Here is a 16,064-nt window from a genome sequence, read left to right on the forward strand (position 1 = left end):
GGCCCCCCGGGTCGGCCCCCCCCGCCGCGGCTGCGGGCGGTCCGTGCGCGCCCCACCGCATAACAACGCCCCCGCCCCCCCCCCCGCGCGAGGGGGCGGGCTCGCCCGTTCACCGGGACCGAAGGAGGGCTCGGCGTCAGCCGATCTCGGCGCCGTACGCCGCCAGTGCCTCGGGCACCGGCTGGAAGAACGTCTCGCCGCCGGCGGAGCAGTCACCGCTGCCGCCCGAGGTGAGACCGAGCGCGGTGTCGCCCGCGAAGAGCGAGCCGCCGCTGTCGCCGGGCTCGGCGCAGACCGTGGTCTGGATGAGGCCGTTGACGATGTCGCCGTTGCCGTAGTTGACCGTGGCGTCCAGCGCGGTGACCTCACCGTCGTGGACCTGGGTGGTGGAGCCGCTGCGGGTCACCGTCTGGCCGACGGTCGCGTCGCCTGCCTGGGTGATCGCCTGGGTGGAGCCGTCGTAGAGGTCGACCTCGCTGGGGTGTGCGGTGTCGGAGGTGTACTTGACCAGGCCGTAGTCGTTGTCCGGGAAGCTGGAGCCCTCGTTGGCGCCGATCTCCGCGCCGCCCTGCGTGTCGGACCAGCTGGTGATCCCCTCGGTGCAGTGGCCGGCGGTCAGGAAGTACGGCTCGCCGTCCTTGACCACGTTGAAGCCGAGCGAGCAGCGTCCGCCGTCGCCCCAGATGGCGTCTCCGCCTGCGATCAGGGGCTTGAACTCCCCTGCGGACTTCTTGAGTTCGGCCTTGGTGCCGAGCCCGTCGACCACCTTGCTGAGCTTGTCCCAGGCCGCGCCGTCGACCGTACGGTCGGCCGTGACGACCACCTTGTTGCTGACCGGGTCGACCGCCCACGAGGTGCCGGGGATGGTGGCCTTGTCGGTGAGCGTCTGCCGCGCGTTCGTCAGCTCGGCGAGCGTGTGCTGTACGAGTCTGGCCTTGCCGCCGGCCTGGCGGACCTGCTCGGCCGCCGCCTCGTCGATGACGTTGACGACGAGGTTCTTGGCCTCGGCGTCGTAGTACGCGCCCGCCGTGTCACCGCCCAGGGCCTTGCCCAGGGTGGTGGCGAGACTTCCGGCCGAGTCGGCGCTGAGGGTCTTCGCGGTGAACTCGGGTACGTCGTCACTGGCGTTCGCGGTCTGGAACGTGAATCCTGCCGCGACCAGTGCGAGCACGGCCGATCCGGCCAGGGCCACACGCTTCCTGGGTATGCGTCGGTGCTTCAACTTCGACCTCCTGTGGGGCCGTGCACGGACAAGTGGGGTGTCCGGAGCACGGAGGATGGGGCGCCCACTATTCCGACGAGGCCGTTAGCACACAAGGTCGACTTCCGGACGCGCACATGACGACGACGGTTCACCCGCGCCGTGTTCACAACCCGGGTGTCGCACCACGTCGGTTCCGTTCGCGAACACCCGGTGCGATGGCCCGTCGACGGCGGGTGAGGACCAGTCCTGTCCTGTAATGACTGCTGGAGTCCGGATGCTGGGGAGGGCACTCCTGAGACCGAACGCCCCCCAATGCCTCCGGACGTCCCGGACACCACCGGCTCGTGCCGACGGGGAGTGCCGGTATCGGCCCCGATAGGTCATCATCGAACTGGCAGTGAACACCGGGCAGTTGATGTCCGGACCGAGCGGGGTGATGAGCGGAGGGGCGTCGTGCGGAGTCGGGTGCGCGTGGCCGACGGACGGCATCTGATGGTCGAGCGACTGGGGGACCCCCGCGGCAGACCGGTGTTCCTCCTGCACGGCATGCCGGGCAGCCGGCTGGGCCCGGCTCCCCGGGGGATGGTCCTCTACCAGCGGAACATGCAGCTGATCGCCTACGACCGCCCGGGGTACGGCGGCTCGGACCGGCAGCCGGGCCGGCGGGTGAGGGATGTCGCCGAGGACGTACGGGCGATCGCTGACTCCCTCGGCCTGGAACGCTTCGCCGTGGTCGGTCGCTCCGGGGGCGCACCGCACGCTCTGGCCTGCGCCGCGCTGATGCCCGACCGGGTCACCCGTTGCGCCGCTCTGGTCAGCCTGGCTCCCCCGGACGCCGAAGGGCTCGACTGGTTCGACGGGATGGCCGCTTCGAACGTGCTCGCGTACTCCAGAGCGGCGGCGGACCCGGACGGGCTTGCGGAGTCCTTCATCAGCCGCTCGGAGGAGATCCGGCAGAACCCGGTCCGGCTCCTGGACGACCTGCGCCGGGAGCTGACCGACTCCGACCGCACGGTGGTCAACGACGCCGGGATCCGCACGATGCTGCTCGCCAACTTCCGCGAAGGGCTGCGCACGTCGGCGTACGGCTGGATCGACGACGCGCTCGCGTTCTCCCGGCCGTGGGGGTTCGACCCCGCCGACATCAGGTGCCCGGTGATGCTGTGGCACGGCGTGAAGGACGTGTTCTCCCCGGTGGGCCACTCCCGCTGGCTGGCCGAACAGATCCCGGACTCCACCGCCGTACTCGAACCGGCAGCAGCGCACTTCGACGCGCTGTCCGTGCTGCCCGAGGTGCTCAACTGGCTGCTGGACGAACGGGCGGCCGCGGTCGGCTGACCGGGGGCGATCCGGGGGGCTCCGGGGGGTCCTGAGGCGGAGCCCCCCGGATCACCTCTCGCCCGGAGACCGCAGCCGCCGGACGCACAGCAGCCGGCCGCTGCATGAACGGTGCGCGACGGCACGGGGCCCGGAGGCGCGGCCCGGATCCACACCGGACCGCCCCTCCGTGCCTCGGCTTCCCCGTGTCACACCGACATCGGCTCCAGCTCACGCCAGAACCTGCGCTCGTCCCGCGCTATCCGGGTCAGCGGGTGCTCGTCGCCGAGCTGCCGTGCCAGTTCGTCCCCCGTCTCGGTCCGCAGACTCAGCGCCTCGTCCTTGCGGCCCATCGCGCCGAGGGTGACCGCGAGGTTCGACCTCATGGCCAGGGTCTCCGGATGATGCGCCCCGAGGACATCCCGGAGCTGTCCGGCGACCCGCCGCTCCGTCTCCAGGACGAGCTCCAGATCGCCCCGCGCGGCCGTCGCGTTCGCCAGGTTCATGACGCAGAACAGCGTGTTCGGGTGCTCACGGCCGAACACCTCCCGCATCGAGGCGACGACCCGCGTCAGGAGCTTCTCCCCCTCCAGCGGTGCGCCCGCCCCCGAGAGGTAGGCGCCGAGATTGTTCTGCGCGGCCAGGGTGTACGGATGGTGCTCCCCCGGCACGTTCATGTACTGGTCCACCACCTCCTGCGCGGTGTCCCTCGCCTCGACGGCCTCCCCCGCGGCGAACAGGTCGGACGCCATGTTGAGGTCGCACGCCAGTGACTCGGGGTTGGCCGCGGTGTACTTGGCCCGGTACCTCGCCCGGGTGGCCACCGTCAGCCTCCGCGCATCCTCCAGCTGGCCCGCCCTGCGGAGCGAGACCGCCAGACTCTTGGCGGCGCTGAGCGTGGTGGGGTAGGTCCGGCCGAGGGTGGCCTTGTACGCGTCGTACGTCCGGCTGAGCAGACCGACCGAGTCCTCGTACCGTCCCACCTCACGCAGATCACGTGCCAGCGAGATGGCGGAGGACAGGCTGTACGGATGTTCAGGGCCCAGGACCTCGGACCGCAGGTCGTAGACGTCCTGGTCGATCTCCCTGGCGCGGGCGTACTGCCCGACGCTCCGCAGGTTCAATGCCAGGTTGTTCGCCGCGGCCAGAGTCCGGGGATGCCTGTCGTGGAAGATCTGGCTGAATCCCTCGTGCGCCGCGGTCGCCAGCTCGATCGCCTTGCCGTAGTCACCGAGGAGCCCGAGGTCGATCGCCAGGCTGCTGGTGGTCATGTACGTGTGCGGATGCTCCGGCCCGAGCACCGCTCGCTGCCTGCCCAGGGTCACCTCGTCGAGCTCCTTGGCCTCCACGTACCGGCCGCGGGTGCGCAGGATGTTGGAGAGGTGGAAGCAGAGGTAGAGGTACTGCAGGTCCTGGTTGCCCAGCATCTCCCGCCATGTGTCGCGGAGTTCGTCACCGAGCCGGCCCGCAGTCCGGACGTCTCCCCGCTTCCACAGGTAGCGCACCCGGTCGATCAGCAGCCTGCGGGTCTCCGGATCCTTGCAGTTGCGCGCGTCCGACGGGCCGAGGTGCGGCCAGATCGTGGCGAAGCGCGGCCAGGTCTCCGGGTTGTCGATCGGCTCGTCGTCGTCGGGCCGGGCGCCCGCCAGGATGCGGTGGACGACATGCCTCGCCTCGCGCTGCTCCTCCTCACTGAGCTGGGCCCTGATCACCGCCTGCACCAGACGGTGGACCTGGATGGAGTTCGACACCTGGTCGACCTTGGCCAGGGCGAACCGGCCGATCTCCCGGATCACCCGGCCCAGGACCAGCTTCTCCTGGAGCGAGGCGTCGTACGGCTTCAGAGCCTCGATCATCTCCTTGCTGTAGAGGAGGTTCGCCGAGATCGGCTCGGGCGCGAAGAACGCGCAGAGCTGGAGCAGCCGTACCGCGGCGGGCGAACGCTCCTTGAGGCGTTCGATGGAGATGTTCCAGGTGGCGGCGACGGGCTGCGGATACCCGGCCGGCTGGTTCAGGGCCAGGACCTCCGGGGCCTGCTGGGCCAGCTGCTCCAGATAGGTTTCGATGGGGGTCGCGGTCTCCGCGATCCAGGCCGCCGCCTGTTCGACCGCCAGCGGCAGGTCTCCGACCGCGGTGGCCACCTGGGCGGCGTCCTCGTCGCTCAGCCCCGGCGCACGGCGCTGGAGGTGCTCGATCGACTCCTCCCGCAGGAACACGTCGACGGGCAGCGCGTCACCGTGCTGCGACCAGGACTGGTTCCTCGACGTGACGAGGATGTGACCGGATCCGCCCTGCGGGAAGTACCGGCTGAGGCGTTCCGGATCGTCGGCGTTGTCGAACACCAGCAGCCAGCGTTCCGAGGGCACCCCGCGCCGCAGCAGGTCCACGGCCTCCTGCGAGGCGGCAGCCATGTCGTCCCCGCCCTGGGCACCCAGCCGTACGGCGAGTTCGGCGAGGCTGGCCACGACGTCGTCTATCTGCTCCGACGATATCCACCACACCAGGTCGTAGTCGGCCATGAAGCGGTGTACGTACTCCAGGGCGACCTGTGTCTTGCCGACGCCGCCCAGACCGTACAGGGTCTGTGGCTGCGGCAGTACGACGGCCATGCCGCCGCCGAGCTGGTCGCGCATCCGCTCCAGGACCAGGGAACGGCCGGTGAAGCCGGGGTTGCGGGGCGGCGCGTTCCAGATTCTCGGCACGGTGCCGGGGAAGCGGGGCCCCGGCGACATCCCGTCGCCGAGCTGCACCGGCCGGTCCAGCGCACGCATCAGGGCCGTGGTGGCGTGCACCTCGTCCAGCCGGAACAGGTCGACCGGGTTGCGGTCGATGTACGGCGCGGAAAGCCGGACGTCACTGACCCTGAGCGGCAACAGCTGACGCCGCCCGCCACCGGGATCCTCCGACACCGCGCGCTCCCAGAGGTCCACGGCTCGCTGCGACTTGAGATAGGCACTGGAGAGCAGGACGACGGTGCGGGTCGCGGTCTCGACCCCGTGGTTGGCGTCCACGGGTCCTGGCTCGGCGGAGACGTCACGCGGGACGACCCGGAACCCGGCCCGGGTGAGGACCGATTCGATCCAGTCGGCCCACATGCGGTTCTCCGCCACATAGCTGAGGAAGAGATCGGCGGGCAGAGCCGGCCTCCGCCGGGTGAACGCGTCACGGATGCGCAGCCGGACCTCCTCGCCCACCGGGGGCATGGAGGTGACCTCCTGCTGGGTGACGACCGCGGTGAGACGTTCGAACGCGGACAGGAGTGAGTTGCTGAGTCCGGCCTCGTCACCGAAGGTCGCGAGGGTCTCCTCGTACGCGTAGTAGGGGCGGTACGGGATCTCCACCGCGCCCCAGTAGGCGGTGAGTTCGTCCCCCGAGAGGTCACGTGGCAGCCGGTCGAACTTCAGCCGGGCCAGCGCCCGCCCGGCGTCGGCCTTCTCCTTCTCGCCCTCGTCGATCCGCATGGGGACGGGGAAGATCGAGATGGGTCGGCCGGTGTAGCGCTCGGCGATCTGCCGGGCGACGGAGGCCGCGCCGTCGATCGACTGGTCGCTGAGGGTGAAGCAGTCGACGAGCATGTCCGGGAGGTGGACGGTGCAGATGTCCGCGATGTCACTGAGACCCGTACGGCTGTCGATGAGGACGTAGTCGTAGTTGGCCTTCATGTCGTCCCGCAGGGCGTCGAAGAAGTGGCCGCCGCCCAGCCGGTCGTAGAAGTTGTCCCAGTCGAAGGTGGACACGGTCGCGGAGTACTCGCGGTTCTGACGCCCGGCGGAGACGAAGTCGAGGGTGCCGCCCCTCGGGAACTCCCAGCCGAGCGCCTCGGGGGTGAGCGACACGGCGTGAGGCTGGATGCGGGCGTAGTCGCGGTGCCAGTCGTCCGCCCGTTGTGCGGGGTTGGTCGCAGCCCAGGCGTATTCGGTGATCAGGTCGATCACGCCGGTGGTGGCCCCGAGCGTCGACGGGTCGAGGAAGGGGTGGAAGAACCGGTGGAGCCCCGGCGCTTCCAGGTCCCAGTCGACTGCCAGCACCCGCTTGCCGTTGGCGGCCAAAATCCAGGCGGTGTTGGCCAGGGCCATGGTGCGCCCCGTGCCACCCTTGTACGAGTAGAAAGTGACGACGCGCCCGTCACGACCGGCTGTCATACGTCCTCCGCATCCGTCGCAGGGTCGTGCATGTCGGGTATGAACTGGGTGTTGCCCATGGGCCCCATCAGCCGCGTCCGCTCGCTGTGCCGTCCACCGGCCGGTGGATAGACCGTGGCGTGCCTCAGATACTGCTGGGCAGCCACCTCGACCACTTGGGGCAGGATCTGGCCGAACGCTTCCATACTGGGTACCCCCTTGGCCGCGACACGGCAGAAGGCCCGCCCCTGCTGCATCTTGACCGGCATCGTCTGCTCGAGTTTCTCGGTCAGTTCGGCTTCGGCCGCCCTGCTCTGATGGTCCTCCCTGCACCACGGGACGACCATGGTCACCCAGGGCCTGTTCTCCCGGTCGAAGGCGGCGAGCCGGCGCCTGAGGTCCTCGTCCCGCAGGGCCCAGCGGTCGACCAGGAGGATCTCGGGGGTGCTCGGCGGCTGCTTGCCCTCCCGCTGGCCGGGTTCCTCGTCGAACGACGTGATGACGGCCTGGTAGTTGAGGGAGCGCACGAGCTCTTCGGCGACATAGGCCAGCGGTCTGGCGGCGGCCGGATGGTAAGGGTTCCACTCCTGCGGATTGTCGCCGTAGTACTCGGGGTTACGGCCTTCCGGCAGGTCGTGGCGGGTAGGTGCGGCGATGGTGATCCGCATGGGCCTCGGGGCACCCGCGCCGCTGCCCGGCGCTCCGAAGGCGCTCGGGACGAGGCGGAAGTCGAGGGGTCTGCCCGAACCTATCCGGACGCTGTCGGCGACATGGACGATGCGCTTGGCCAGCTGGTAGACGGCCTGCTCGTAGTCCTGGGCGAACAGCGTGAGTTTGATCAGCCCGTAGAGCCCGTCGCTCACGTACCGGTCCCCGAAGTCCCGGTGGTTGAACTGTAACCGTTCGGCGGGGCCCGGGAGTTGGCTCGGTTGCACCGGCACCCAGAGCGCGGGCACGATCGCCTCCGCCGGCTGGTTCGACCGGGCCCGGTGGTGAATGGCGCGCTGCTCGAACGCGTACCACTCCTTGCCGCACATCTCGCTGGCGAAGTAGCGCGGTGAGAAGAGCGGGACGAAGACCCGGCAGTTGGCCAGGACATTGCCCAGCCGTTCGGACCAGCCCTCGCCGGAGCGTATCTCCCGGTCCATGAATCCGGCCGGTGATCCGGCCGGGAGATTGGTCATGGCCATCACATGACCGCAGAGATCTTGGAAAAGCCGTTCGACCCACATGTCTGGGTCCGATCCACCGCCGTACCCCGGTGTATGCGCGTAGCTCAGAAAAAAGTACGGCCGATGGTCCGCTCGCTGTTGCGTCATGCGTGCACACGACCCCCGTCCTGTGTGAGCACCCGCATCCCAGGACTGTGGAGAGGGTGCGAGCGAATTCATCATTCCGGAGCGGACTGTGCTCCACCCCCACGGCGTTCGGTCAATCAACGCCGCTTTTCAGTCATCCATACCCAGGAATCATCGAACAGGTTCGTGATCCACGGCATTCACAGGGATGTTCATCCCACTTGTCCCATGTACACCTCTCGCCTCGTCACGGAGCGACCTCAGCAGCCGCATTCCTCCGACCGTGGGTTCGGCCGCCCCGTCCATCATGTCGAGTGCCTCGGGCACTCCGTCCATGAATCCGGGAACGAGTACGGAAAGTCCCACGCGTTCGTACGTGCCGGCCAGAAGCCCGGAAAAGGGGACCTTCACATTCCGCTCCCAGGGCAGCCGGTATTCCCAGGCTCCGTCCAGCGCGTAGAGATCCATGACGTCCAGGAGCGCCCGGAGCCCGGCCCGTCGCAGACCGCGCAGCAGCCCGAGGGCGAGCTCTCGGGTGTCCTCCGCCCACACGAGTCCGACGGCCCCGTGACCGTGCGGCCGCTTCGTGTTGTGACCGGCGACGAGTGGGGTCAACGTGGTCAGGCTCTCCGCGACGTCCACCGTCCGGTGCGGCGCGGCCCGTTCCAGCAGCTCCCACGCACGGCCGACTCCCCCGGCCCACGCCTCCGCGTCCGCCCGGCTCAGGCGGGGTGCGGCAGGAGCGTCGAAGCAGTCTCTGTACGGGTCCAGGTCGTCTAGGGCGAAGGAGGGAGCCCTCCCCGCCGCGAAGTGCCGCACCGGGAGCCAGCCGGAGCCCTCCGTCCCGCTCGCGACGACCCGTTCACCGCCGCCCTCACACCGGACCGCGAACCCCTCGCCGAAAGCTCGCACGAGGACCCGCCCCGTCCCGCCCGGCTCGGCTACCCGTAGCTCGCCGAGGGTGGGAAGGAAGAGCCTGCCGTCCCGGTAGTCACACGGCACCTCCAGGCCGAGGCCGGACCGTACCGCGGCAGCCGCGACGTACGACGGCAGTCGCAGCGCCTGGCCGACGGCTTCGGGCCGCTCGGCGTGCAGCCCTTCCAGGACGTCCAGCAGCCAGGTACGCGTATAGGGGTGCGCCACGACCAGGTCGAGCCCCGCGGCGCCCTCGCCGGAGGACTCCAGAACGCCCGCGAGCCCCCAGGCTTCGTCCCACCGGGCTCCACCACGGCCGTCCAGCGCCTCGTGGAGGCCGGCGAGGAGCGTGCGGGACAAGTCATGCTGCTCGGCGGCCAGTTCACGCCGGTCGGACAGGGCCAGGGGCACCGCGGCCGCGGTCGTGCGTTCCTGGACGCCCCGCACCAGCGCCTCCAGGTCGGCGCAGTAGACCGACGGGTTGTCGAAGTCGTTCGCCGAGCTGTACCGGTGGGTGTAGAGCCCGCCGCCGCAGGAGCGTACGACGGGGCACCGACGGCACGCGTCGCTGACGCCTGCCAGGCCGAGCTGCCGCGCCCGGACCCCGGGGTGGGCGGCGACGTCGTCGAAGGAGTGCGAGAACACGTCGAACCCGGTGGCCGCGGCACCCTCGTAGGCGCTCTTGAGGGAGTCGACCTGCTCCAGCTGACCGTCCGTCTCGACGACCACCAGGTCCGTGGGCGCGAGCCCCAGGGACTCGGTGAGACTGGGACCACCGCTCAGCGTGGAGAGCACCGAGGAGAACAGGCGCACCGGCACCGGACTCCCCTCCTCCTGCCAGCGGTCGAAGACCGCGAGGAGCCACTCGGCGTAGGCCGTGGGTGATCCGTCCGGACGGGGAGGCGGCTCGTCCCATGTGGCGTGCGGGAGGAGGAAGTCGATGAGCGGAGGATCGAGGGCCACCAGGGCGTCCAGCACCGCGTGCGGGTCGTTCTCGATGTCGACGGTGCACAGGAGCCCGAGGTTGAGATGGCGGTAGCGGTCCTGCCGGAGGAGCTCGACCGCCTTGAGCACCAGGGGGTGGCTGCTGCGTCCGTCGGCGAATCGCCGGTGCCGGTCGTTGGCCGCACGGTCACCGTCGAGGGAGATGCCCACCTTGACGTCGAACTCGTCGAAGAGGTCCAGATACCGGGGGCTGAGCTGAAGGCCGTTGGTGTGGATCCTGAGGTCCAGCTCGGCGACTCCCGCCAGGGCGGACCCGAACTCCTCGCAGACGCGCCGCAGTCGGGCGGGGCCTGCGAGCAAAGGCTCCCCTCCGTGCAGGATCACTGACACGGAGGGCAGTGCGTGTGTCTTCGCGTGCTCAGCGAGGCGCTGCGCCGTTCTGGAGATCACGTGATCAGAAATAGTCTTGGGCCGGGTTCTCCAGCTCTGATCAGCATGTTCGTAGACATAGCAATGATCGCAGGCTAGGTCACACCTGCTGTGAACCTTCAGAACGATTTCGCGGAACGGGACCGCGGGGCCTGTCATTCCACCACTCTAGTCCAGCCGCGCCGCGAATCCGGACGACGGGCCACAGTAGCCGATCGGCCGAACGGGTGGAATTATCGAAGCTTTACGGCAGCGGCGGTCCTGCTGTTCTTACAGCGAGGAGTTGAATGTCGAGATCTGTGTCGGACGGCCGCCTGCCGTCGCGAGCACCCGGCCCATCTTCTCTGCTGCTGCACTGCCGGATGCGTCGATCTTCGCAAGCGGCACACGACGCTTCGCGACAGCGAAGCTCGGGGTGGATTCGTAGGTCTTCACGGCCGTCCTTGATGGGCTCGTTCCGGACACGGAAACAGCACCGGCACCTGCACCATTGCAGTGTCCGGCGGCACGACTTTACTCTCATGGCCCCGGTGTGCAACTCGACTCGTACAGCCGTAACCCGAGTGATTTACGGGACTACTCCAAATGGGGCCCAACCCATTCACACACCGCCCGGGGCGACCACTACATCGAATACAGGGGTGATCATGACGGCGATTCCAGGACCGCTGCAGAGCATGGTCTTCAGGAGCGCTGATCTGCCCGCACTCTTCCACCACACCGACGCCGTGGCCGTCGCGCGCCAGCGTGAGGCGGTCAACACCACCCGCGGCCAGCTCGTCCTGCTCGTCCTGGGCACCGTGCCCGCCGCCCTGCCGTGGCACGCCGACATCGGATCCGGCATCCAACTCCTGGATGGTATCGCGGTGTTGGCGTATCTCGGTGTCCTGATCACGACCTACCTCGGCTCCCGGCGCAAAGCAAAGTCGCACTGGCAACTGAACCGCTCCGCAGCGGAGTTCATCAAGTCCAACTGCTGGCGCTACGCCGTCCACGGCTCCCCCTTCGACTCCTCCGTCCAGCACCCCGAGGCGGTGTTCGCCAGCCGGCTGGAGGAAGGGCTCCAGGAGTTGCGCAAGGTGGGGTGGGACGACCCGAGGGAGGAGATGGCGGACTCGGGCGGCGGTCTCATCACCGCGTCCATGCGGGAGTTGCGGGACAAGGCGTTCACCGTACGCAAGGAGACGTACATCCGGGACCGGCTGATCGAGCAGCGGCGCTGGTACCGCAGGCGCAGGCTGGTGTCGCGGCGCGGGGCGCTCGTCTGGTCCAGCACCATCGCCGCGCTGACGCTCCCGGCGCTGGTCCTCGCCGTGCTGCAGACCTTCGGCGGCGCCGGGTCGTTCGCGCTCACCGGGACGTTCTCCGCCGCTGCCGCCGCCTGTCTCGCCTGGAACGAGATGCGCCGTCACCATCCGCTGGTGACCGCACACTCCCTGGTCGAGGACGACCTGGAGAACATGCAGGCCGCGATGGAGACCACCCTCACCGAACGGCAGTGGGCGGCCGCCGTCTTCGAGACCGAGCGGATCGTCTCGCCCGAGCACACGGACTGGCTGGTCAGGCACCGGATGTGAGGGTGTGGGCTCAGCCGCGCTCCACGCCGTCGCGCCAGATGACGGTGACCGGCCGGCCGAGGCTCCGGGCGTACGTCACGATGTCGCCGGTGCCTCCGAGGCCCCGCGCGGGCAGACCGTCCCAGACCGCGATCAGCCGGTCGCAGTGGTCGGCGATCCAGGCGCCCGCCGCGTAGTAGGCCTCGTCGGTGGAGTGCGGGAAGTCCAGCCGGACCTCGCGTGCGGCGCGGGCCTTGAGCGTCCGGTAGCGCGCGAGGTCCGCCTCGTCGGCGAAGCCCTCCTCGTAGTCCCCGCTGGGGATGACCACGGTGAGCTCCGCGCCCTGGGCCAGGGCCAGGTCGGCGAAGAGCTGGTCCGCCCCGACCGCCAGGCTGGAGAGCGCCTCCAGGGAGCCCTCATGTCCGCACAGCGCCGCCCTCAGCCCCTCCAGCACATGCTCCTGGACCTCTTGGGGGATGGAACGGTGACCGGTCACTCCGATGCGTTTCACGGACTGGAACCCCCTGGTGTCTGCGGGGGCTCCCGGAGGGCATCCCTCCGGACCGCACAGCGTCCGCCCCCCGTGGTACCTCTGCGACCGACCGTCCCCACATCCTCTCAAGAGCCGCGGGCCGAAAGGGAGCCCCCGCCTCGGATCGGCGGGGGCTCACAGGAGTGCGGCGGTGCCCGGCCGGATCAGAACACGCTGACGCCGTACGCGCTGAGTGCTTCGGTGACGGGCTGGAAGAAGGTCGTCCCGCCGGAGGCGCAGTCGCCACTGCCGCCGGAGGTGAGACCGATCGCCCGGGTCCCCGAGTGGAGGGGGCCGCCGGAGTCGCCGGGTTCGGCGCACACATTGGTGCGGATCATGCCGCGGACGATGTCGCCGCCGCCGTAGTTGACCGTGGCGTTCAGGCCGGTGACGGTGCCGCGGTGGGTGCCGGTGGTGGAGCCGCGCCGGGTGACGGACATACCGATGGTGGCGTCGGCCGCGCTGGTGATGTCCTGGCTGCCGACGGTGCCGGACTTGGGGACCGAGGTGTTGGTGTAGCGGACGATGCCGTAGTCGTCGGTCGGGAAGCTCGATCCCGTGGTCGTGCCCAGGGCCGTGGTGCGGGCCGAGTCCGACCACCAGGTCCCGGCACCTTCGGTGCAGTGACCTGCCGTCAGGAAGTAGTAGGTGCTGCCGCTGCGCACGTTGAAGCCGAGGGAGCAGCGCCAGCTGGACGCGTGGACCGCGTCGCCGCCCGAGATCAGCTTGCTGAACTTCCCGGGGGTGTGTTCGATGCGAAGGGCTCCCACGTTGGTGCCGGCGGACTCCTTGATCCGGTTGATCTCCGTCTGCGAGACGGTGCTGTCCACGGTGACGAGGACCCGTCCGGTAGCCGGGTCGACGTTCCAGGCGGTGCCCGCGATGTCGGCGTCGAGCACGGCCTCCCCGGCCGCTCTGAGCTGATCGGCGCCGTATGTTCCGGCCTGGTCGGCGCTGGCCGCCGGGACGGCGAACGCGGCCACGGCGACGAGGCCGGCGGAGACGGCCGTGATCCGGGTGTGTCTCGCGGTGCTGCCGCTGCGGGGGTTGGTGCGCTTGATCCTCACTTTTCATTCCTCCCGAGGGGAGTCGGGGGCCCGCCTGTGGGGTGGCCGGGCCCGTGAGGCGCGGTCACGAAGCACGACAGTGTCCCGAAAAGCGTTCGAATTCCGGAAGTGTCGTACTCGTGACGAGCGCTGCTCGGGAGTATCAGGGGCCGTCAGGAAGCGCCGCAAGGGTGCCTTTTCGGACGTGGACCCGGACAAGCACGGGCACGGCGAGGCGGCCCCGGGCAGCCCTGCGGCCGGCGGGGCCGCCTCCGCCTCGCGTCCGGAAAGGGCACTTCAGCCGTCGATACGGTTCCGCTCCCCCGCCGGAACCGCCACCGTGAGGGTGTTGCCCGGTGGCGGAAAGGGGCAGATGAAGTGGTCGGCGAAGGCGCACGGCGGCAGCAGCGCGCGGTTGAAGTCGACGCGCACCCGGCCGGACGCGTCGGGCGCCGGAGGCCTCAGGAAGCGGAAGCGGTAGCTGCCGTTCCCGCTGGTGGTGTCGGCGAAGACGGCCCAGAGCGAACCGTCGGGCTCGACCGCCACCTGGAGGGTGTGCTCGGCGCCGTCCAGCGTGAAGGCGACCTCCCCCGCGAGCCCCAGCCCCCGCCGCCGCCCGTCGGCGTTCTCGACGCGGACGGTCCGGTCGGAGTCGTACGGCCGGAAGGCGCCGTCCAGCGACCACTTCGGGTCGTACGGGGTGGCGTCGATGCTCCGGAAGGCGTGTCTGGCCGGGGACTGGGGGTCGAAGTCCCTTACGGCCCAGAGGCCTTCGCGGCTCAGCACGACCAGGCGGCGCTCGCCCTGCGCCACCCGGGAGGTGTCGATGGGCCCCCGGTCGGCGCCGAGGCGGATCTCGCCCGAGAACGGCTCCGTGTCGACGGTCAGCCCGTCCTCGGGGGTGGCGGTGAGCACCACCCCTCCGCCCTCCTCGCGCCACTGACCGGGCACGGCCGGAATTCGACCCTCCGGGTGGTCGGCGAGCCAGTGGGTGCCGGTGAGGGAGAGCGGGCCGTGCGGCGCGGCCACGGCGACGATGCGCCGCTCGTGCCAGCGCTGCCAGGCGTGGAACTCCTCGCTGTCCTGCTGTGCGTCCGTGCTCATGCGGTCAACTTTTCCATACGGGCCGGGCCAGGCCGAGGTGCGACCTCAGCGTGGAGCCGGTGTATTCGGTGCGGAAGGCCCCGCGCTCCTGGAGGAGCGGGACGACCCGGTCGACGAAACCGTCGAGGCCGCCCGGGGTGAGATGCGGTACGAGGATGAAGCCGTCGGCCGCGTCCGTGGAGACGAACGTCTCCAGTTCGGCGGCGACCGTCGCGGGGGAACCGACGGGGCCGCCTCCTTCGAGGCGTTCGTGGAGGAGAACAAGCACCTGCGATCTCTCCGCCCGAGATCAGGTGAGTCCGCCGGCCGGCTGACTTCTCGTCAGCAGTCGCACCCGCAGCCGTCGCAGCAGTTGCCGCACTTGTCACAGCAGCTGCAGCACTCGCAGCAGCCCTCGCACCAGTCACCGCAGCTGTTGTTACGACAGAGCCCTTCGCGCTCCTGACCGCTCCACGGGTCGTGGAAGCTGCCGGCACAGCACATCTGGCAGGTGCAGGCGAGCCCCGCCCAGACCAGGCAGCCGGCTATGAGGCCACGCCGGTTGCGGGGCGGCTCGGGCGGGAGCGGCGGGCCCGGAGGGCCGGACGGGCCTCCCGGGGTCGGGGCGTACGGATTGCCGGGTACCGGGCCGTAGGCGCCCGAGGGCTGCCCGCCGGCCTGGTGCTCGCACGTCCCGGGGCCGAAGGCCCTGTCCACCGAGCGCCGCAGCTCGTGCACCAGCAGCATGTGCGCCAGCGTGCCGTGGGTGAATTCCGCGTCCCTCATCGCCAGGCGCACGCCGTGGAGCGCGTCGTCGCAGAGGCGGCGGGCCTCGGTGAGCGGTGTACCGGTCGCGGTGAGCGGGTTCCAGGCACCCGACGCGGCGTCAGCTTCGCGGTCCTCGACGGCGTCCAGCAGATGGGCGAGCCGTCCGAAGAGCCGCCCCGCCTCGGCGAGCGGCTCCGCGTTCTGCGGCTTGCCCGCGAGGACGGCGGTGTGTGCGAAGGCCGCGGCCGTCGCCGTCTCGGTGGGCTCGGTCACGGTCAGCAGCGGGGTGCCGGGGCCGGCGAGGGACTCGATGCCGGTCTGCCGGTCGACCGCGTCGACCAGGACCGCGGTGTCGAAGCCGAGCTCGGCGCCGGTGCGCGCGCCCGCCCTGTCCCAGCCCGCCGCGACCCGGCGTGCGGCGGCGGCCACCGGGCGCCGCTTCAACAGCCCGTCCCGGTCGGCCACATGGTCGCGCACCTTCGCGGACGCCAGCACGAGCGACACGGCGGCGGCGAGCCTGGCCCCCTCCCCGCGGGCGACCGGAGCCGTCCGCATGGAGCGCAGAGGGCAGGGACCCGCGGTGCGCCGCTGCCCGGCGGAGCGCTCGGACTGAGCCTCCGTCAGGACCGAGACGATCAGGCCGTCGTAGTTCGTGACGACCCGGGCGAACTGCCCGTGGTCCGCGCGAAGAGCGAGACAGAGCCCGCAGAGATGGGCCATCCACTCGGTCTTGAGCCCCTCGGACAGCCGATGGGTACATGGCCTCACGATTCCGAACACGACGATCCCCCGGGAGCCGTTCACCTGACGAGCCGCGCTCGTGCGCCTGCGCGGGGTGCATCGTATCGAG

The 16,064-nt window shown here is 70.1% G+C and carries 11 protein-coding genes and 1 pseudogene; 2 read left to right on the forward strand and 10 right to left on the reverse strand.

All coding sequences use genetic code 11. The annotated features are described in order from the left end of the window. Window positions 1–136 precede the first annotated feature (136 nt). Window positions 137–1,222 (reverse strand): S1 family peptidase, encoded by a 1,086-nt coding sequence (locus AB0P41_RS33855; protein ID WP_356716202.1) that lies wholly within the window; start codon window positions 1,220–1,222, stop codon window positions 137–139. A gap of 435 nt (window positions 1,223–1,657) precedes the next feature. Here AB0P41_RS33855 and AB0P41_RS33860 point away from each other — a divergent pair, with 435 nt between their 5' ends. After that, window positions 1,658–2,542 carry an alpha/beta fold hydrolase gene (locus AB0P41_RS33860; RefSeq protein WP_365935973.1) on the forward strand — a complete coding sequence of 295 codons (885 nt, stop codon included), beginning with the start codon at window positions 1,658–1,660 and terminating at the stop codon, window positions 2,540–2,542. Window positions 2,543–2,730: 188 nt separating this feature from the next. On the opposite strand, the gene fxsT is transcribed toward AB0P41_RS33860, so the two are convergent. The 4 genes from fxsT to fxsA form a co-directional block, all read right to left on the reverse strand. Continuing rightward, complete coding sequence (gene fxsT / locus AB0P41_RS33865) at window positions 2,731–6,663, reverse strand: FxSxx-COOH system tetratricopeptide repeat protein (protein WP_356716206.1); 3,933 nt, start codon at window positions 6,661–6,663, stop codon at window positions 2,731–2,733. Further along, window positions 6,660–7,961: an FxsC protein gene (gene fsxC / locus AB0P41_RS33870; RefSeq protein ID WP_356716208.1), complete on the reverse strand. Its 1,302-nt coding sequence runs from the start codon at window positions 7,959–7,961 to the stop codon at window positions 6,660–6,662. Before fsxC ends, fxsT begins: the two co-directional genes overlap by 4 nt. Window positions 7,962–8,111: 150 nt before the next feature. Continuing rightward, the gene (gene fxsB / locus AB0P41_RS33875; protein WP_365935974.1) at window positions 8,112–10,388 is read right to left on the reverse strand and encodes a radical SAM/SPASM protein FxsB, inactivated metallohydrolase extension form; all 2,277 of its coding nucleotides are present in this window, start codon (window positions 10,386–10,388) and stop codon (window positions 8,112–8,114) included. 111 nt (window positions 10,389–10,499) lie between these two features. Continuing rightward, window positions 10,500–10,664: an FxSxx-COOH cyclophane-containing RiPP peptide gene (gene fxsA / locus AB0P41_RS33880; RefSeq protein ID WP_104790156.1), complete on the reverse strand. Its 165-nt coding sequence runs from the start codon at window positions 10,662–10,664 to the stop codon at window positions 10,500–10,502. Between the two features lie 212 nt (window positions 10,665–10,876). Here fxsA and AB0P41_RS33885 point away from each other — a divergent pair, with 212 nt between their 5' ends. Further along, window positions 10,877–11,806, forward strand: a complete 930-nt coding sequence (locus AB0P41_RS33885) for a DUF4231 domain-containing protein (protein ID WP_365935975.1) — start codon at window positions 10,877–10,879, stop codon at window positions 11,804–11,806. 10 nt (window positions 11,807–11,816) lie between these two features. Here the strand turns inward: AB0P41_RS33885 and AB0P41_RS33890 are convergent, their stop codons facing one another. The 5 genes and pseudogenes from AB0P41_RS33890 to AB0P41_RS33910 all read right to left on the reverse strand — a co-directional run bounded on the left by AB0P41_RS33890 (window position 11,817) and on the right by AB0P41_RS33910 (window position 15,994). Further along, complete coding sequence (locus AB0P41_RS33890) at window positions 11,817–12,296, reverse strand: hypothetical protein (protein ID WP_356716214.1); 480 nt, start codon at window positions 12,294–12,296, stop codon at window positions 11,817–11,819. A 185-nt stretch (window positions 12,297–12,481) separates the two neighbouring features. Continuing rightward, a complete protein-coding gene (locus tag AB0P41_RS33895) occupies window positions 12,482–13,384 on the reverse strand; it encodes a S1 family peptidase (RefSeq protein WP_365935976.1) in 903 nt (300 codons plus the stop codon). A gap of 276 nt (window positions 13,385–13,660) precedes the next feature. Continuing rightward, window positions 13,661–14,467, reverse strand: a complete 807-nt coding sequence (locus AB0P41_RS33900; RefSeq protein WP_356716218.1) for a DUF1684 domain-containing protein — start codon at window positions 14,465–14,467, stop codon at window positions 13,661–13,663. 4 nt (window positions 14,468–14,471) lie between these two features. After that, window positions 14,472–14,693 (reverse strand): annotated as a pseudogene (locus tag AB0P41_RS33905) (F420-dependent methylene-tetrahydromethanopterin reductase); the annotation flags it as partial. 95 nt (window positions 14,694–14,788) lie between these two features. After that, on the reverse strand, window positions 14,789–15,994 hold the full coding sequence (locus tag AB0P41_RS33910; protein ID WP_356716220.1) for a DUF5685 family protein: 1,206 nt from the start codon (window positions 15,992–15,994) through the stop codon (window positions 14,789–14,791). Window positions 15,995–16,064: the final 70 nt, after the last annotated feature.

The sequence above is a fragment of the Streptomyces sp. NPDC079167 genome (genome assembly GCF_040686735.1).
Lineage (GTDB): Bacteria > Actinomycetota > Actinomycetes > Streptomycetales > Streptomycetaceae > Streptomyces.